At 64.8% G+C, this 16,600-nt stretch carries 18 protein-coding genes, 1 tRNA gene and 1 pseudogene; 12 read left to right on the forward strand and 8 right to left on the reverse strand.

What is annotated here, in order from left to right:
- The first annotated feature begins 4 nt into the window (after positions 1-4).
- The 4 genes and pseudogenes from C1922_RS17305 to C1922_RS17320 form a co-directional block, all read left to right on the forward strand.
- Positions 5-868, forward strand: coding sequence for an A24 family peptidase (locus tag C1922_RS17305; RefSeq protein WP_108750901.1), 864 nt, complete (start codon positions 5-7; stop codon positions 866-868).
- Positions 869-878: 10 nt separating this feature from the next.
- On the forward strand, positions 879-1,487 hold the full coding sequence (gene coaE / locus C1922_RS17310; RefSeq protein WP_108750902.1) for a dephospho-CoA kinase: 609 nt from the start codon (positions 879-881) through the stop codon (positions 1,485-1,487).
- A 186-nt stretch (positions 1,488-1,673) separates the two neighbouring features.
- Positions 1,674-2,159, forward strand: a complete 486-nt coding sequence (locus C1922_RS17315) for a tetratricopeptide repeat protein (protein ID WP_108750903.1) — start codon at positions 1,674-1,676, stop codon at positions 2,157-2,159.
- Between the two features lie 111 nt (positions 2,160-2,270).
- Positions 2,271-2,501, forward strand: a pseudogene (locus tag C1922_RS17320) (dephospho-CoA kinase); the annotation flags it as partial.
- 165 nt (positions 2,502-2,666) lie between these two features.
- Here C1922_RS17320 and C1922_RS17325 read toward each other — a convergent pair.
- The 5 genes from C1922_RS17325 to rimK all read right to left on the reverse strand — a co-directional run bounded on the left by C1922_RS17325 (position 2,667) and on the right by rimK (position 7,169).
- The gene (locus C1922_RS17325) at positions 2,667-3,053 is read right to left on the reverse strand and encodes a hypothetical protein (RefSeq protein ID WP_108750904.1); all 387 of its coding nucleotides are present in this window, start codon (positions 3,051-3,053) and stop codon (positions 2,667-2,669) included.
- Positions 3,054-3,532: 479 nt separating this feature from the next.
- The gene (locus C1922_RS17330) at positions 3,533-4,903 is read right to left on the reverse strand and encodes a HAMP domain-containing sensor histidine kinase (protein WP_108750905.1); all 1,371 of its coding nucleotides are present in this window, start codon (positions 4,901-4,903) and stop codon (positions 3,533-3,535) included.
- On the reverse strand, positions 4,866-5,543 hold the full coding sequence (locus tag C1922_RS17335; RefSeq protein WP_005410804.1) for a response regulator transcription factor: 678 nt from the start codon (positions 5,541-5,543) through the stop codon (positions 4,866-4,868). Before C1922_RS17335 ends, C1922_RS17330 begins: the two co-directional genes overlap by 38 nt.
- Positions 5,544-5,568: 25 nt before the next feature.
- Positions 5,569-6,042 carry a hypothetical protein gene (locus tag C1922_RS17340; protein WP_108750906.1) on the reverse strand — a complete coding sequence of 158 codons (474 nt, stop codon included), beginning with the start codon at positions 6,040-6,042 and terminating at the stop codon, positions 5,569-5,571.
- A gap of 248 nt (positions 6,043-6,290) precedes the next feature.
- The gene (gene rimK / locus C1922_RS17345; RefSeq protein ID WP_108750907.1) at positions 6,291-7,169 is read right to left on the reverse strand and encodes a 30S ribosomal protein S6--L-glutamate ligase; all 879 of its coding nucleotides are present in this window, start codon (positions 7,167-7,169) and stop codon (positions 6,291-6,293) included.
- Positions 7,170-7,483: 314 nt separating this feature from the next.
- Between rimK and C1922_RS20420 the strand changes: the two genes are divergently transcribed.
- The 3 genes from C1922_RS20420 to C1922_RS20425 all read left to right on the forward strand — a co-directional run bounded on the left by C1922_RS20420 (position 7,484) and on the right by C1922_RS20425 (position 9,128).
- Positions 7,484-7,699 carry a hypothetical protein gene (locus C1922_RS20420; protein ID WP_159092011.1) on the forward strand — a complete coding sequence of 72 codons (216 nt, stop codon included), beginning with the start codon at positions 7,484-7,486 and terminating at the stop codon, positions 7,697-7,699.
- Between the two features lie 57 nt (positions 7,700-7,756).
- Entirely contained in the window at positions 7,757-8,596 is an 840-nt protein-coding gene (locus tag C1922_RS17350; protein WP_159092013.1) for a hypothetical protein, read from the forward strand.
- An 82-nt stretch (positions 8,597-8,678) separates the two neighbouring features.
- On the forward strand, positions 8,679-9,128 hold the full coding sequence (locus C1922_RS20425; RefSeq protein WP_159092015.1) for a hypothetical protein: 450 nt from the start codon (positions 8,679-8,681) through the stop codon (positions 9,126-9,128).
- Between the two features lie 508 nt (positions 9,129-9,636).
- Here the strand turns inward: C1922_RS20425 and C1922_RS17355 are convergent.
- Both C1922_RS17355 and C1922_RS17360 read right to left on the reverse strand, forming a co-directional pair.
- Positions 9,637-9,710: transfer RNA gene (locus C1922_RS17355), tRNA-Gly, on the reverse strand.
- Between the two features lie 137 nt (positions 9,711-9,847).
- A complete protein-coding gene (locus tag C1922_RS17360; protein ID WP_108750909.1) occupies positions 9,848-11,680 on the reverse strand; it encodes an autotransporter domain-containing protein in 1,833 nt (610 codons plus the stop codon).
- A gap of 206 nt (positions 11,681-11,886) precedes the next feature.
- On the opposite strand from C1922_RS17360, the gene thiS reads away from it, so the two are divergent.
- The 4 genes from thiS to C1922_RS17380 all read left to right on the forward strand — a co-directional run bounded on the left by thiS (position 11,887) and on the right by C1922_RS17380 (position 15,585).
- Positions 11,887-12,087 (forward strand): sulfur carrier protein ThiS, encoded by a 201-nt coding sequence (thiS, locus tag C1922_RS17365; RefSeq protein WP_108751643.1) that lies wholly within the window; start codon positions 11,887-11,889, stop codon positions 12,085-12,087.
- 94 nt (positions 12,088-12,181) lie between these two features.
- Positions 12,182-12,976, forward strand: coding sequence for a thiazole synthase (locus C1922_RS17370; protein WP_108750910.1), 795 nt, complete (start codon positions 12,182-12,184; stop codon positions 12,974-12,976).
- Positions 12,976-13,710 (forward strand): tRNA (guanosine(46)-N7)-methyltransferase TrmB, encoded by a 735-nt coding sequence (gene trmB / locus C1922_RS17375; protein WP_108750911.1) that lies wholly within the window; start codon positions 12,976-12,978, stop codon positions 13,708-13,710. Before C1922_RS17370 ends, trmB begins: the two co-directional genes overlap by 1 nt.
- A 27-nt stretch (positions 13,711-13,737) precedes the next feature.
- A complete protein-coding gene (locus C1922_RS17380; RefSeq protein ID WP_108750912.1) occupies positions 13,738-15,585 on the forward strand; it encodes an SLC13 family permease in 1,848 nt (615 codons plus the stop codon).
- 198 nt (positions 15,586-15,783) lie between these two features.
- On the opposite strand, the gene C1922_RS17385 is transcribed toward C1922_RS17380, so the two are convergent.
- The gene (locus C1922_RS17385) at positions 15,784-16,122 is read right to left on the reverse strand and encodes a Rieske (2Fe-2S) protein (RefSeq protein WP_108750913.1); all 339 of its coding nucleotides are present in this window, start codon (positions 16,120-16,122) and stop codon (positions 15,784-15,786) included.
- A gap of 177 nt (positions 16,123-16,299) precedes the next feature.
- Between C1922_RS17385 and C1922_RS17390 the strand changes: the two genes are divergently transcribed.
- Positions 16,300-16,584: a hypothetical protein gene (locus C1922_RS17390; RefSeq protein WP_108750914.1), complete on the forward strand. Its 285-nt coding sequence runs from the start codon at positions 16,300-16,302 to the stop codon at positions 16,582-16,584.
- Positions 16,585-16,600: the final 16 nt, after the last annotated feature.

The raw sequence follows: 16,600 nt of genomic DNA on the forward strand, positions 1-16,600 counted from the left end.
AAACATGGCATTTCTCGACCAGCATCCCGGCCTCGGCTACCCCGCCGCGGCCGGTCTGGGGCTGCTGCTGGGCAGTTTCCTGAACGTCGTCATCCTGCGCCTGCCCAAGCGGCTGGAATGGCAGTGGAAGCGCGATGCGCGCGAGGTTCTGGAAGAACCGGACTACTACGAACCGGCCCCGCCGGGCATCGTGGTGGAGCCCTCGCACTGCCCGCACTGCAAGCACAAGCTGTCCTGGTACGAAAACATCCCCCTGTTCAGCTGGCTGATCCAGGGCGGCAAGTGCCGCCACTGCAAGGCCCCCATTTCCATCCAGTACCCGCTGGTGGAAGCACTGACCGCGGTGATGGTGCTGGCCTGCGTCTGGCAGTTCGGATTCGGCTGGCAGGGCTTCGGCGCCATCGTGCTGACCTGCTTCCTGATTGCCCTGTCGGGCATCGACCTGCGCACCCAGCTGCTACCGGACCAGTTGACCCTGCCGCTGATGTGGCTGGGCCTGATAGGCAGCATTGACAACCTGTACATGCCCGCCAAGCCCGCCCTGCTGGGCGCGCTGCTGGGCTACCTGTCGCTGTGGTCGGTGTGGTGGCTGTTCAAACAGCTGACCGGCAAGGAAGGCATGGGCCACGGCGATTTCAAGCTGTTGGCGGCGCTGGGCGCCTGGTGCGGCATGAAGGGCGTACTGCCCATCATCCTGATGTCCTCGGTGCTGGGTGCCCTCATCGGCTCCATCTGGCTGTACAGCCGGGGCCGTGACAAGGCCACCCCCATCCCGTTCGGCCCCTACCTGGCGCTGGCCGGCTGGCTGTTCTTCATGTGGGGCGAGCCGCTGCTGAACCAGTACCTGGTGATGAGCGGGCTGCGCTGACGGCACCGCCATGAGCCGCTACGTGGTGGGCCTGACCGGCGGCATTGCCGCCGGCAAGAGCGAGGTGACCCGGCGCTTCGAGGCGCTGGGGATCGTGGTGGCCGACGCCGATCTGGCCGCCCGCGCCGTGGTCGCCCCCGGTGCGCCGGCCCTGGCCCGCATTGCCGAGCGCTTCGGCGCCAACATGCTGCTGGCCGACGGTACCCTGGACCGGGCGCGGTTGCGCGCCCACATCTTCGCCGACCCGGCCGAACGCACGGCACTGGAAGCCATCACCCATCCGGCCATCCGCCTGCTGATGCAGCAGCAGTGCGAGCAGGCACCCAGCCCGTATGCGATTGCCGCCATCCCCCTGCTGACCGAAGTGGGCGGACGCACGGCCTACCCGTGGTTGGACCGCGTACTGGTGGTGGACGCCCCCGAGGCCGTGCAGCATGCCCGGCTGATGCAGCGCGACGGCATCGATGCCGCGCTGGCCGACCAGATGATTGCCGCCCAGGCCAGCCGCGCACAGCGCTTGGCGCTGGCCGATGACGTGGTAATCAATGATGGGCATCCGGATGCGCTGCAGGCGCAGGTGGAGCGGCTGCATGGGCTGTACCTGGCTTCGGCGGGATAAACCCCTGCGCCAGCGCCAGCGACAGCGACAGCGACAGCGACAGCCCCCAAGCAAGGCTCACACGGATGACGTCCGGCTGGAGGCGTACATGTGTATGGCTTCGTCAATGCCGGCCGCGGCCTTGTGGAAGCGCTCCCGAGCACGCAAGCTCAAACCGCATCTGGGTTACATAGTCTGGAAGGATCCATGAGCAATTTCCCAACTCAATTGTCCAAAGATTTCAGTGAGATTTGCGAGACACAAGGCTTCAGAGAAGCTTACGACTTCGTAAAGTCGCATCCCGCAGCAGGAACCGCAGAGGGCATCTACCTCATGGGAGGCTTCAGCCCAAAGGGCGAGCCCAGAGAGGCGCATGAGGACAGAATGCTGAAGTCTGAACAGACCGCTGCGGAGATGGGATACATTCCAGCGATCTTCGCTCTCGGGATGAGATACCTGTTCGGCGACTGGGTCGAGATCGACGATGTACGTGCGGCGGACTGCTTCAAGATCGGCACGGACGCGGGCGACCCCGCTTCGATGTACGAATACGGTCTTGCCTTGATGCATGGCAACGGAGTCGATCAGGACACGAAACAAGCGCTTTACTGGATCGACAAGGCCGCCGACCTTGGCGACGAAACAGCCCAGGAGTATGTGGCGGCGCACGGCCCAGCCTCCAATGAGCAGTGATTCCTGCAGCCGCGCTCCTGAGCGAAAGCAACGGGGAAAACACACGCATGCACACCCGGCCGGGAGGGAACTGGCCGAGCTTGCAGTGGGCGATGGCGCGCGGCCTCCCGGTGGCTGGACCGCGTGCTGGTGGTGGACGCCCCCGAGGCCGTGCAGCATGCCCGGCTGATGCAGCGCGATGGCATCGATGCCGCGCTGGCCGACCAGATGATTGCCGCCCAGGCCAGCCGCGCACAGCGCTTGGCGCTGGCCGATGACGTGGTGGTCAATAAGGGGCACCCGGATGACCTGCAGGCGCGGGTGGAAGCGCTGCATGAGCAGTACCTGCAGCTAGCGGATTGAACCCACGTAGCGTCGAGCTTGCTCGACTAAACCGCCTTTCCGCGTGCCTGATCGGGGTCAGAGCCCTTTCCAGCGGAAAGGGATCCGACCCTGGGCGGCTGGCTAAGCTGGGGTCAGAGCCCTTTCCGCAGGAAAGGGATCCGACCCCTTCGGGTGCTCTGCCCTTCAGCCCAGCTGGCGGCGGGCGTACTGGGCCAGTTCGCGGGTGGCCAGCAGCAGACCCTCCACCACGTCGGGTGGCAATTGTTGGCCGGTGCTGCCTTGTACGCGGGCGGCTTCGGCGGCGTGCAGCATCTGGATCAGGGCATTCAGGCCGGCCAGGGTGCGGCTCAGGCTGGCCAGGGTGACGGCCTGGGCCGGGGTCAGGCCGGTGGCCTTCTGCGGCTGGCCTTCGGCGGTGTCGCGGCCATCCATGCGGGCCAGCAGGTTCGGCAGCAGGTCGGTGGGTTCAGAGAGTACGTCTTCAATGCGTTCGGCAATCTCGGCCGGAAGCTGGTCGATGGAATCGCCAACCAGGCGATGCAGGTTGGGATAGGCGGTGCGCTGTGACATGACGATGCTCCTCCGCAGACGGCGGGGCCACCTGCGGATGCAAGGTGGCGGACGGTGCGGGTTGGCGTACCGGATCACAACAATCAACGAAACACTCCGGCGGATTCCAATGAATCCCCACGCACCGTCCGCCAGAAGCAGGCACACGGTGCATATTCCATGATGGCCAGCGGCACATCAGAGGTTTGTTGATTGTTGGGTAGATTTCAGGACGCCAATCCCGGCCAAGGCACCTGCCCCGGCCGGGCCATCAGGCCATCGCCCGCCTCGGCAATCACGAGGCAAAAGCGCCACCGCCCCTACTCCGCAGCCCATTCGTGCCGCCACGCACAGCCGCTGCGCGATTCCGATCACATCACCACGGTGTCAGCGCCGCACAGAACGCCGCAACGTCACCCACGCACACGCCAGTCACGACACATCGCGCGCAGTACGCGCGCCGACCAAGGTCGGCGCCTACCGGGTTTCCGTGTGCCCGATTACAGCGGCTTCGGCGAGAACGTCAGCGTGGCGATCACGCCGCGCTGGCCGCCCGGCCGCACGCTTACCTGCCAGCCGTACAGATCGCACAGGCGGCTGACGATCGACAGGCCAATACCGCCGCCCTGCGAATGGCCGGCATGCGTGCCGCGATAACCGCGCTGGAACAGCTTGGCGGCATCTTCTTCGCTCAGGCCCGGGCCGCTGTCGGTTACCGACACCGCATTGCCGCCCACGTGCACGCGCACGTCGCCGTCCTGCGAATACTTCACCGCATTGCCGATCAGATTGCCCAGCGCCACCGACAGCGCGGCCTCGGGCGCGTCGATCACCAGATCGCGCTCGCCTTCCAGCACCAGCTCCAGCGGCTTGCCGCCCAACTGGGCGCGATGTGCATCCAGCAGTTGCTCGGCCACGCGGGCCACGTTGCTGGTGCCCTGCCCGCGCTCGTTGCGAGACAGCAGCAGCAAGGCGCCAATCAGATCGCTGCACTGCTGTTCGGCACGCTGGATGCGCTGCAGACGCTGCAGCACCTTGTCGTCCAGGCCCGGGCGGGTCAGCAGCAGTTCGGTGGCGCCGCGGATCACGGCCAGCGGCGTGCGCAGCTCGTGGCTCACATCGGCATTGAACTCGCGGTCGCGCTGCACCACTTCGGTCAGCCGCGATGAATAATCGTCCAGCGCCTGCGCCAACTGCCCCACTTCGTCATCGGGGAAGCGCGGTGCCAGCGGCTCGGGGTCGCTGCTGCCACCGCGATACGCGCGCAGGCGTGCGGCCAGGTCGGACACCGGCTTCATCACCTTCGATGCCGACCACCAGCCCAGCACCAGCGACAGCAGGCTGAACACCAGCACTGACAGCACCAGCGCGCGGCTGAGCTGCTGCCCGCCGCGCACGCTGTCGGTCATGTCATAGGCCAGGAAGAACCAGGCGTCGTCGGCCTTGCGCACCGCCAGCTTGTAGGCGTACGGCTGGCCCTGCTCGTCGGTGCCGCTCAGGTTGTAGTTGCCATTGGGCAGGGCGGCCCAGTCCGGCTGGTTCTCGCGCACCCGGTCGAACTTGTCGCGCGAGTACGCATACGCCTTGATCTGCTGCACCGGCACTTCCGGGTTGCGCCCGGGGTGTTCGTAGAAGCGACGCGCGTACTCGTTGATGTTGCGGTTCATCACGTCTTCCACCAGCTGGTTTTCCACGCGGATGCGGGCCCAGTTGGTGGCGAACGCGAACAGGGTTGTCAGGCAGAAGCCCAACAACACGAATGACACGATGATGCGGCTGCGCAGGCGCCGCCGATAAGGCGTGCGCCGACGCTCCCCTTTCGCCGCCACCGAATCAGGCTTCCGGTGTGGCGATGCGGTATCCGATGCCATGGCGGGTCTGGATCAGCGGCACTTCAAACGGCTTGTCCACCACCGCACGCAGGCCGTGGATGTGCACGCGCAGCGAGTCGGAATCGGGCAGCTCTTCGCCCCATACGCGGGTTTCCAGTTCCTGGCGGGTGACCACTGCCGGGGCCGCTTCCATCAGTGCCTGCAGGATCTTCAGGGCGGTGGGGTTGAGCTGCAGCAGCTTGCCCTGGCGGCGCACTTCCAGCGTGTCCAGGTTGTATTCCAGATCGCCGGTTTCCAGCACGCGGGTCTGTACGCCCTTGCCGCGGCGCGACAGCGCGTTCAAGCGCACTTCCACTTCCTGCAGCGCGAACGGCTTGATCAGGTAGTCGTCGGCACCCGAATCGAAGCCGGCCAGCTTGTTGTCCAGCGAATCGCGGGCGGTGAGCATGAGTACCGGGGTCTGCTTGCGCGCTTCATTGCGAAGCTTGCGGCAGACCTCGATGCCGTCCATGCCGGGCAGGTTGAGATCCAGCACGATCGCGTCGAACTCATGCACCACGGCCAGGTGCAGCCCGGTCACACCGTCGGCGGCGAAATCGACGGTGTGGCCACGGTCTTCCAGGTAATCACCCAGGTTGGCCGCGATGTCACTGTTGTCTTCGATTACCAGAATTCTCACTGTAGCCTCTTGAATGTTTGGTGTTTTAGCGTTCCGGCAACGGCCGGTTGCGCTGGACGTCGTTCAGGTCGCGCTGGCTGTCGCGGCGCAAAGCGCGGCGCTGGGCCACGGTCATGCACTGCGAGGTCACCATGTTGCTGCCCACCGCGCGGGTGCGCTTGCAGATCATGCGGCTATCATCCTTGGCGCGGGTCAAGACCGTGTTGACGATCTCCTGGTCGTTGAACACAGAGACCTGCTGGCCGCTGGAAAGTTCAGCGCCACCGCTGCGGTCAATGGCGGTCTGGATGCGGGTCAGCGCATCGCTCACCTTGGCCTGTTCGCCGGCAGAAATTTCGGCATAGAGCTCACCCTTGGCCAGATCGGCGCGGATGGTGGAAATCTGGGTGGTGACCAGATCGGCCGGGCGGCTGACATCCAGCGGGCCGGCCGTGCCACTGCTTGCCGCAGCGCTGGCGGAGGCCAGGACGAACAGGACAGCACATGCAACCTTACGCATCACATTCCCCTCCTTAGGTGTGCCGGTAGTGGCCCAAGCATGTTCAGCCAAGACCCCGCCGTGCGCAAGTTGCTGCGCGGCAAGAAAAAAGCCCAGACGGCGCTGCGCCGCCTGGGCTTGAAGTGTCATCCCGATTACCGATCCTGCTGAGAGGCAGAGCTGCGGTGAAATGGAGACTACGCCCCGGCCGATTAAAGCGGTGTTAAACCCGCTCCTGCCAGCTGAACGAATGCGCAAGCCATTGAATTTCAGGGTTTTTTCAGCTTTTCCACGTGCACGATGATGCGCTCGGCCACGTCCACCCCGCAGGCGGCCTCAATGCCCTCCAGCCCCGGGGTCGAGTTCACTTCCAGCACCAGCGGCCCGCGCTGGGAGCGGATCAGGTCCACCCCGCAGACCGACAGGCCCAGCGCCTTGGCCGAGCGCACGGCCACCTGCTGCTCGGCGCGGCTGGCCTTGGCCGGCTGGGCGGTGCCGCCGGCGTGCAGGTTGGAACGGAAGTCGCCCTCGGCGGCCTGGCGCTGCATGGACGCCACCACCTGGTCGCCCACCACGAAGCAGCGCAGGTCGGCGCCCTTGGCCTCGCCAATGAATTCCTGCATGAGAAAGTTGGCGTACAGGCCACGCAGGGCCTCGACGATGCCGCGCGAGGCGCTGGCCTTTTCGGTCAGGATCACGCCCCGCCCCTGGGTGCCTTCGTTGAGCTTCACCACATGCGGGGCCGGGCCCAGCATGGACAGCAGGTCCACGGTGTCGTCGGGGTTGTCGCCGAACACCGTGACCGGCATGTCGATGCCCTTGGCCGCCAGCAACTGATGCGCGCGCAGCTTGTCGCGCGAGCGCAGGATGGCGTCTGACGGGTTGGGCGTGCGCGCGCCCATCAGTTCGAACTGGCGCAGCACGGCGGTGCCGTAACGGGTGATGGAGGCGCCGATGCGCGGAATCACCGCATCCACGCCGGTCATCGGCCGGCCCTTGTAATGCATCGAAAAGCCATCGGCGGCAATGCGCATGTAGCAGCGCAACGGGTCCAGCACGCGCACAGTGTGCCCGCGCGCGCGCGCGGCCTCGACCAGCCGACGGGTGGAATACAGGGAACTGTTGCGGGACAGGATGGCGAGCTTCATCGCGGGGGCATCGGGCGGCAGGCGCGCAGCATAGCGCGGGCGTGTGGCGGCGGGATGATGCTGGTGTGGGTTGCGTTCAAAGCCCCCCCCTGTCCTTCCGAGGGCAGAACCTGACGCTGGTGCCTGCCTGGCAAGGCACGCCCATCGGCGTCCACCCGCACGGACAGGCCAGCGGCGACGCACAGAGGGGCATCTTCGGCCGCCAAATGTCGTGATTCTCCGCCGATGTCTGAGAATTTCATGAAAAGCGGGCCGACGCCTTGCAGTCGTATCGATCACATTCCTACATTGCACTGGCCCAAGGCGCCGGACGAATGGAAGCTCAGCATTTGCCTGTCGCAGTTCCTGCGGCCGCTATCGCGAGCTGGATGAATCACCGCGCGACAGAATTGTCAGGTCTGCGTTGGCAGATTAAAGAAATCGCCAACTTTTTGGACATTCAGCTCGAATTCCGTGAAACGATTAACCAGCGCAATCGCATGCCCCATGAACAGATGCCAGATCAAAAAAAAACAAGGCATTGCGATTAAACCTGCCGCACTGTGCACAGCAACAATGGCGCACTTGGATGGAGCGAAGAAAACAGCATGAGAAACGGCCTGCCTCTCCTTATCGGTACGCTGATGATCGTTGGACTAGGTATTTTGTTCTCAAAGAGCAGAACTGATTTCACTGTAGCTCCGCTCGCTCCAGTGCAACATACAGCCCAATCATCCGCCCGAGTAGATTCCCGCGCTCCCAGCACTCCCTTGCAGGTACATCGAGCAAGCGAAAAGTATGTCGTGATGCCAGGACGCGCGATTGATGTCGAAGCGCAACTTAGGAACGCCGCCTCCGCTGGCGATGCGGAGGCCGCCTTCAAAATCTACCTTAAGCTCAACCAATGCGCTGACCCCATGGTCAATGGAGTGAGTGAGCAGGAACTCGCGATGTATCGCAAAGTCGGCGTTGACACAAGGACCCTTGAAGCGACTGCATCCAAACTTAGAACCGACTGCGAGGATGCACAGCCATTGGTCGCTGAGCGCGGGACGTGGCTGGACCAGGCTGCGTCGGGAGGGCTCGAAGAGGCCCAAAAGCTGTTCGCGGCTGACCCCAATGCAATTCTTGGGACAAATGACTTAGCCAAGATTGATCCAGCAGCAGCAGATGCCTACGCAGAACGAAGCGAAGCATATATGAGTGCACTGGCCCAGAAGGGAGACACTGATGCCATGCTTTCACTCTCGCTGATGTACAAGGCCAGCGCATTCACACCGAGGGATCAAGTGCGATCCGCGGCATATCGCTTGGCAGCCGAGAATATCGCGCCACTACAGATCAGACCTCAGCCAATTGAAATGACCATGAAGGGCTTAAGCTCCCGGGAACAGACTGAGGCAACACGGTTAGCCAGAGAGATTCAATCTCTGTGCTGCAAGAACTAGGCACGTCATGCCTAGGGCGTCCTCGAGCCATCTAAGACACAGATGAAAGGGGACGGCAACTTTCTATCAGAAGGATGTGATTGTGATCAAGAAGATCTCGGCTTTAGCTTGTGTTTTTGTCTCGGGAATCGGCATCGGTATAGCCGGCAACTATGTATTCGGAACTCCCGAAATGTACGGCCCATTCGTATGCGACTCGTGCACGCTTAGAAGCCCCGCTCCGGATGCAGCAACGAAGGCATACATTGACTACCGCGACAACTGGCTCAATGACGGACCGAACTACACCCGACTGGTCGGCGATAAGTTCGTAGTTTGCAATGCGACGCATTGCGCCACCTACACGCGCAGCGCGAGCGGAGACTATATGGGTTCACCAGCGTCGCCGCAAAACAACTCCGGTGGCGGTGGTGGTGGCGGTGGCGGTGGTGGTGGTGGTGGTGGTGGCGGTGGCGGTGGCGGTGGCGGTGGCGTGAATCTTCCCGGCGGCTGCATCGGCAACTGCGGGGTGGTGACCGTAGGCAGCAAATAACCTGCGATTCAAGCGACCGCCTTGAGAAGCACGCGCTCCATGGATGGAAAAATCGAAAGAGTTCTTTGCAAGCGGCCCTCACTTCGCCGTCTATTTTAGGCGACGAAGTGTTATCCGCTCACTGTAAACTCAAGAAGGCGGCGGTGATCCAAGTGGAGTGGCACATGGCGCCACCCGGCTTGCAGCGATGTTCAACCGCCTGGTTGACTGCGTCGCGCCAAGCCACCAAGGCACGCACCTCCAGCCGATAGCATTCGACGCAGCTACGCTGTATCTGAAGCACCATTCGATGGTCTCCTAGCCGCGCGCCATGACCAGGTCGGCCATTCTGTCGACAGCGGTACCGCGGCCCGCCCGGCAATGCTCGGGGGGCGGTGCTGGTCTGGAGAAGATGATTTGAAGTCCAAAGCGTCCCATCAATGACGCCCTTGACCTCTCGAATTGAGGAATTGCGGAGCGGTCTGGGTATTACGGAACGGCTGTAAGTGGCGCAATCCGTTGGGAGACATGGAGCGGGCGATGGGAATCGAACCCACGTCAGTAGCTTGGGAAGCTACAGCTCTACCATTGAGCTACGCCCGCATTGCAGGGTGGAATCTTATGCGCAGCGGCCTGTGTTACGCAATGGTGGCCGCTGCAACCGCCGGGCATGGCCCGGCGCTACCGACAATGGGGTCAGATCCCTTTCCGCCAGGAAAGGGCCCTGACCCCGCGTTGCATCAGAAGCTGCCGCTGAAGCTGGCGAACAGCGTGGCGTCCATTGCACGCTTCTGCAGCGTCGTGGCGCTGATGCCCACGTTGCTCTGCAGGCCGAACAGTTCCATGCGCGCGCCCAGGATGGCGGTGGCATAGTTCTTGTCGAAGTTCATGCCCGGCACGCGGTACATGCCCACGTCCGGCAGGCTCTGCACCCAGGCGCTGGCCTGCTGGGTGTCTTCGAACTCGTGGTCGTAGGTCAGCTGCGCGTACGGCTTGACGGCACCGCCGTCGAAGCGGGCCTGCCAGCCGATACGGCCCACGGTGGAATCGACATCCTGCTGGGCGTAGCCCAGGCCGGTGGCCAGGGTGTTGGCGGTGGCGCTTTCGGTGTAACCGTCGATCTTCACCTTCTGCCAGATGACCGAAGCGATCGGGCCGTGGCGGAAGCCGCCTTCGGTGCCGAATTCGTAGCCGGCGTTCAGCGCCGCGGTCAGGTTGCTGCCGTCCGGCGAGCCGCCGTGTTCACGGGTGGCCGGGCCCAGCTGCACCTTGCGGTTCACGTCGTAGGACAACCAGGTGTAGCTGACCTGGCCGTTCACCCACACGCGCTCGCCGTACCAGCCGGCGAACAGACCGGCAGTGGTGTCCTTCTGGGTGAAGTCGCCACGGTTGTTGCCGAAGTCGGCGTCCATGCGGCCGAAGCCGGCGAAGCCGCCCACGACCATGCCGTCACGCGCCCAGTCGATACCGGCCAGGCCGGCCGGGGCCATGCCGTCGTACACGTCGGCGTGGTCGTAGCGCTGCATGTCACCACGCAGGCCGCCCCACCACGACAGGCCATCGGCCGGACGACCACTCTGGTGCAGGCTGACCTGGTCGGCACGCGAACGGCCGATGGTCTGCGCCGAGTGGGTCAGCACCTGCTGCAGGCGCGGGCCTTCCAGGATGGAAATGGCGTACTGGCCCAGCATCTGGTGGGCAGCACTGGTCGGATGCACATCATCGGCGAACAGATAGGTGCTGGCCGCGTCCGGGCGCGCGTAGGCCAGCGGGCTGCAGCTCAGCGACGAGGCCACCAGGCAGGCGCGGCCGGTGACGTTGCTGAAACCGTACATGCCCGGGTTGGCGATGATTTCGTGCAGCAGGGTGTAGGTATCGAGCGGGATGAAGTCGATGCCGGCCTGCTTCAGGCCGCCGTACAGGGCGCTGTTGTAGGCATTGGACAGCGAGGTGCCCAGGGCCTGGCCAGCGGCGCCGCGGTCGATGAACCCCGGGGTGATGCCGACGTCGGGCAGGTTGGGCACCATCACGTACTCGGCACCGGCCTGCTTCAAGGAGGCCACGATGCCGATCTGGTCGGTCACCGCCGCGCCGATGACGGCCGGGGCCTGCGCCGGGGTGGTGATGGCGAACAGATCGTTGGCGCCGCCCCACACGGTATAGAGCGAATTCGGGTCGGCCTTGCCGCCGTTGGCCGCCAGATAGTTGGCGGTCTGGGTCTTCAGCGACGGCACCGGCACGTTGCCGAACGCCGGCTGGGTCAGGTCGGTGCCCACGCGGGCGCCGCCCACGGCGTAGTTGTCGCCGCTCTGGCCCAGACCGTTCGGGGTGGCGTTGGTGCCGTAGTAGTCGGCCACGAACTGCGCCCATACCCAACCCGGGTTGGTGGTGAACTGGCCCGCCACCGGGCGCGCATCAGCCGGCAGCAGCGGACGGTAGTAGCCGCTGTCGGTCAGGCTGTCACCGAAGAAGACGGTGCTGTTGAATGCGGATTCGCCTGCCATGGCCGGCAGCGCGGCCAGCGCGATCGCGGCCGCCATGAGGGAGCGGATCGGGCGTTTGCTGAGCAGCATGTAAAAACTCCTGGGGGAAAATGTTGGGGACCCGGCACACGTACGCCGGCGCACGGTGAATGGTTTCACCGTACCGCCGATTGCTCACGCTGCGCCGCCGCATGAATTGTCGCCCGGACCACCCCGGAACAACTGTGCCGGAGGTGGCGTTGCGACAGATTTGCAACGGTTCCGATCCGGGCGGGCCATCAGCGACAATGGCGGGCATGAACATCCAGCTCAATGGCGAACCCCGCACCCTGCCCTCCCCGGCCACCATCCACGATCTGCTTGCTGCCGAGCAGCTGCTGCAGCGGCGGGTGGCGGTGGAAGTGAACGGTCAGATCGTCAGCCGCAGCCGCCATGGCGAACACGCCCTTGCCGAAGGCGACGTGGTGGAGATCGTGCACGCCCTGGGCGGTGGTTGAGGCCAAGGAGTCAGAGCCCTTTGCCGCTGGCAAAGGGATCCGACCCTGTTTCCGGCGTGACCCCATCTTCAGGCGGATAGGCGATAATCGCGGCATGAACGTTCATGTCTCCCCCGATTCGCTGGTCATCGCCGGCAAGACCTACGGCTCGCGGCTGCTCACCGGCACCGGCAAGTTCAAGGATCTGCAGGAAACCCGCCTGGCCACCGAGGCTGCTGGCGCCCAGATCGTCACCGTGGCCATCCGCCGCACCAACATCGGCCAGAACCCCGGTGAACCGAACCTGCTGGACGTGCTGCCGCCGGACCGCTTCACCATTCTGCCCAACACCGCCGGCTGCTACACCGCCGAAGACGCCGTGCGCACCTGCCGCCTGGCGCGCGAGCTGCTGGACGGCCACAACCTGACCAAACTGGAAGTGCTGGGCGACCAGAAGACCCTGTACCCGGACGTGGTGCAGACCCTGAAGGCCGCCGAGCAGCTGGTCAAGGATGGCTTCGAAGTGATGGTCTATACCTCCGACGACCCGATCCTGGCCAAGCGCCTGGAGGAGATCGGCTGCGCGGCGGTGATGCCGCTGGCCGCGCCGATCGGCTCGGGCCTGGGCATCCAGAACAAGTACAACCTGCTGCAGATCATCGAAGACGCCAAGGTGCCGATCATTGTCGACGCCGGCGTGGGCACCGCCTCGGATGCGGCCATTGCCATGGAACTGGGCTGCGACGGCGTGCTGATGAACACCGCCATTGCCGGCGCGCGCAACCCGGTGCTGATGGCCAGCGCCATGCGCAAGGCCGTGGAAGCCGGCCGCGAGGCCTTCCTGGCCGGGCGCATTCCGCGCAAGCGCTATGCCAGTGCGTCTTCGCCGGTGGAAGGGGTGATCGGCTGATGACCAATCCCTTCGACAGTGCCGGTTCCAAGGCCCCGCCCAAGCCCTTCACCGTGAGCGAGGGCCGTCGCGAGGTGCGCAGCTTCGTGCTGCGCCAGGGCCGCTTCACCCCGGCCCAGCAGCGCGCGTTCGACGAACGCTGGCCGCGCTTCGGCATCGACTACAACGGCCAGCCGCGCGACCTGGACGCCACCTTCGGCCGCCCGGCGCGCAAAGTGCTGGAAATCGGCTTCGGCAATGGTGCGGCCATGCGCTTCGCCGCCCAGCACGATCCGTCGCGCGACTACATCGGCATTGAAGTGCATGCCCCGGGCGTGGGTCGCCTGCTGAACGCGCTGGCCGATGACAACGCCGACCACGTGCGCCTGTACCACCACGACGCGGTGGAAGTGCTGCAGAACGAGATTGCCGACGGTGCGCTGGACGAAGTGCGCATCTACTTCCCCGACCCGTGGCACAAGAAGCGCCACAACAAGCGCCGCCTGTTGCAGCCGGCGTTTGCCGAACTGATCGTGCGCAAGCTGCGCCCGGGTGGCCGCCTGCACTGCGCCACCGACTGGGAAGACTACGCCGAGCAGATGTGGGACGTGCTGGACGCTACCGCTGGGCTGGTGAACCGTGCCGGCCCGCGTGGCAGCGTGCCGCGCCCGGACTGGCGCCCGCAGACCCATTTCGAGACCCGCGGCCAGAAGCTGGGCCACGGCGTCTGGGATCTGCTGTACGACCGCACCTGACCGCCCACCGAGGACCCTGCGCCCCACATGGATACCGCGCTGACGCTGACCAACGACATGAAGCTCGTGCTCGGGCTGGTTGGTTTCACGATGGCGATGTTCCTGTTCGAGCGCATCCGCGCCGACGTGGTGGCGCTGGTGGTGCTGGTGGTGCTGGGCGTGACCGGCCTGATCGCCCCTGAGGAAATCTTCGGGGGCTTTTCCGGTAACGCGGTGATGAGCATCATCGCCACCACCATCCTGGGCGCGGGCCTGGACCGCACCGGCGCACTGAATCGACTGGCGGCGTGGCTGCTGCGGCGCGGCCACGGCGTCGAGCAGCGCCTGTTGATGATGACCACCGCCATTGCCGGCTTGAACTCCTCGTTCATGCAGAACCCCTCGGTGATGGCCCTGTACCTGCCGGTGGCCTCGCGCCTGGCCGCGCGCACCGGGCTGACCCTGCAGCGCCTGCTGCTGCCCATTTCCGCGGCGATCGTGATGGGCGGCGCGCTGACCATGGTCGGCAATTCGCCGCTGATCCTGCTGAACGATCTGCTGGCCTCGGCCAACAACAACCTGCCGTCCGGCCTGGCCACCATCGAGCCGCTGCGCATGTTCGCGCCGCTGCCGATCGGCGTGGCCCTGCTGATCGCCTCGCTGCTGTACTTCCGTTATTACGGCGACCGCAAGCTGATCGAGGAAGAGAACCTGGTGAACGACGGGGTGACCCCGGCGCGCACCGAAAGCTATTTCGCCAAGACCTACGGCATTGAAGGCGATGTCTTCGAGCTTGTAGTGACCGCCGAGAGCCCGCTGGTGGGCATGACCCTGGGCGAGGCCGAGAACCTGCACGATGCACCGCTGCTGCTGGCCCTGAAAACCGGCAATGACACGCGCCTGGCGCCGCCGGCGGAAATGCGCATCTGGGTGGGCAGCGTGCTGGGCGCGATGGGCCCGCGCGCGCAGATCAACGATTTCGCGCAGAACCAGTTCCTGCGCATGTCTTCGCGCCTGAAGCACCTGGGCGACCTGTTCAACCCCAGCCGCGCCGGCATTTCCGAAGCGGTGGTGCCGCCCACCTCGAACGTGATCGGCAAGAGCGCTGCTGACCTGCGCCTGCGCAAGGAACGCGGCATCAGCCTGCTGGCGATCAACCGCGACAAGCAGGTGATCCGCGAGGACGTGCGCGACGTGCAGTTGCGTGCCGGCGACATGCTGGTGTTCCACAGCATCTGGACCGACCTGGCGCAGGCCGCACGCAGCCGCGACTTCGTGGTGGTGACCGACTACCCGACCGGCGAACAGCGCCCGCACAAATTCAAGATCGCCATGGCGATCTTCGCGCTGACCATCCTGATCGCGCTGACCAGCAAGCTGCCCGTGGCACTGACCCTGATGACCGGCGTGGCCGGCATGCTGCTGACCGGCGTGCTGCGCATGGACGAGGCCTATGCCTCGATCAACTGGAAGACGGTGTTCATGATGGCCGGGCTGATTCCGCTCGGCTGGGCGATGGATTCCAGTGGTGCGGCGGCGTGGGTGGCCGGGCACACCATCGACAAGCTGCCCACCGGCATTCCGCTGTGGGTGCTGGAAGTGGCGCTGGCGCTGCTGACGACCGCGTTTTCACTGGTGATCAGCCATGTGGGCGCGACCATCGTGATGGTGCCCATTGCGGTGAACCTGGCACTGGCAGCGGGCGGCAACCCGACCGCGTTCGCGCTGATCGTAGCGCTGTCGGCGTCCAACAACCTGATGACCGCGTCCAACCCGGTCATTTCGATGATCACCGGCCCGGCCAACTACACCCCGCGCGAAATGTGGCGCGTGGGCGGACCGCTGTCACTGATCTACACCTGCGTGGTGGTGCTGATGATCAACCTGATGTTCTGAAGGGGCACACGGCTCTGGTAGATGTCGACCTTGGTCGACACAGCTCTGGTAGATGTCGACCTTGGTCGACACAGCTCTGGTAGGTGTCGACCTTGGTCGACACAGCTTTTGTAGCGTCGAGCCATGCTCGACTGCTCCCGGTCCGATGGGGTCAGAGCCGTTTTCCTGCGGAAAACGGATCCGACCCCGGACCTGGCCTCAGGCCAGGTAGACCTGCCCGTCGCGCACATCCACCGGCACCGCGCGCAGGCGATCACCCTTGCATGGGCCCGCCACGCAATCGCCACTGTCCAGCGCGAACGATGCGCCATGCGCCGCGCACACCAGGTGGCCTTCGCGGCTTTTCAGGAACTGGCCCGGCGCCCAGTCCAAGCGGCGGCCGGCATGCGGGCAGATGTTCAGGAAGGCACGCACTTGACTGCCGTCGCGGTACAGCACCACCGATTCGGCATCGCCGTCCACCAGCGCTTCAACCTCGGCAAACGCCCCATCAGCAAGAGCTTCCAGAGCAATGAGGGCGGCAGCAGGGGTCGTCATGGCGAAGGCTCGAACGTAAAGCGGCATTGTCGCACGCGCGCTCAGCTCACTGGCTCTCACATGAACACAAGTCATTGATTGGTAATAAGCCAAGGCTATATTTAACGACTTTTTCACTCAATGACAGTGGCGCCTCCGGATACTGGCGGTTCGCTGATTTCAGCCTATCGAGCCGCCATGTTCACTCGCGCATCCGCCGTCCACCACTTCCGTACCCTGTTCGCGCCGCGCAAGCCGCGTAACCCACTGGTGCGCATTGCCGTGGGCCTGCTGGGCCTGGCCATCCTGGCCGCCATGGTGTTCGTGGGCGTGTTCGTGGGCGCAGCGATGATCCTGATCGGCCTGGCGTGGAAGCTGCTGGCCTCGCGCAAGCCGGCCAGCGTTGGCCGTGCCGCCGACCCCAACGTGGTGGAAGGCGAGTACCGCGTGGTGCGCAAATCGGCGCTGTCCTCGCCGCGTTGAAGGCGCGCACCCGCTG

Origin of the sequence: Stenotrophomonas sp. ZAC14D2_NAIMI4_7 (genome assembly GCF_003086675.1) — a bacterium.
GTDB lineage: Bacteria > Pseudomonadota > Gammaproteobacteria > Xanthomonadales > Xanthomonadaceae > Stenotrophomonas.

Excerpts from the sequence above, each read along its gene's own strand:
- C1922_RS17340 (WP_108750906.1), bottom strand. The coding sequence starts at position 6,042 with ATGCGTAAGGTTGCATGTGCTGTCCTGTTCGTCCTGGCCTCCGCCAGC.
- C1922_RS17350 (WP_159092013.1), top strand. The coding sequence starts at position 7,757 with ATGAGAAACGGCCTGCCTCTCCTTATCGGTACGCTGATGATCGTTGGA.
- C1922_RS17385 (WP_108750913.1), bottom strand. The coding sequence starts at position 16,122 with ATGACGACCCCTGCTGCCGCCCTCATTGCTCTGGAAGCTCTTGCTGAT.
- thiS (WP_108751643.1), top strand. The coding sequence starts at position 11,887 with ATGAACATCCAGCTCAATGGCGAACCCCGCACCCTGCCCTCCCCGGCC.
- rimK (WP_108750907.1), bottom strand. The coding sequence starts at position 7,169 with ATGAAGCTCGCCATCCTGTCCCGCAACAGTTCCCTGTATTCCACCCGT.
- C1922_RS17315 (WP_108750903.1), top strand. The coding sequence starts at position 1,674 with ATGAGCAATTTCCCAACTCAATTGTCCAAAGATTTCAGTGAGATTTGC.
- trmB (WP_108750911.1), top strand. The coding sequence starts at position 12,976 with ATGACCAATCCCTTCGACAGTGCCGGTTCCAAGGCCCCGCCCAAGCCC.
- C1922_RS17305 (WP_108750901.1), top strand. The coding sequence starts at position 5 with ATGGCATTTCTCGACCAGCATCCCGGCCTCGGCTACCCCGCCGCGGCC.
- C1922_RS17360 (WP_108750909.1), bottom strand. The coding sequence starts at position 11,680 with ATGCTGCTCAGCAAACGCCCGATCCGCTCCCTCATGGCGGCCGCGATC.
- C1922_RS17380 (WP_108750912.1), top strand. The coding sequence starts at position 13,738 with ATGGATACCGCGCTGACGCTGACCAACGACATGAAGCTCGTGCTCGGG.
- C1922_RS20420 (WP_159092011.1), top strand. The coding sequence starts at position 7,484 with ATGGAAGCTCAGCATTTGCCTGTCGCAGTTCCTGCGGCCGCTATCGCG.
- C1922_RS17390 (WP_108750914.1), top strand. The coding sequence starts at position 16,300 with ATGTTCACTCGCGCATCCGCCGTCCACCACTTCCGTACCCTGTTCGCG.
- C1922_RS17325 (WP_108750904.1), bottom strand. The coding sequence starts at position 3,053 with ATGTCACAGCGCACCGCCTATCCCAACCTGCATCGCCTGGTTGGCGAT.
- coaE (WP_108750902.1), top strand. The coding sequence starts at position 879 with ATGAGCCGCTACGTGGTGGGCCTGACCGGCGGCATTGCCGCCGGCAAG.
- C1922_RS17330 (WP_108750905.1), bottom strand. The coding sequence starts at position 4,903 with ATGGCATCGGATACCGCATCGCCACACCGGAAGCCTGATTCGGTGGCG.
- C1922_RS17370 (WP_108750910.1), top strand. The coding sequence starts at position 12,182 with ATGAACGTTCATGTCTCCCCCGATTCGCTGGTCATCGCCGGCAAGACC.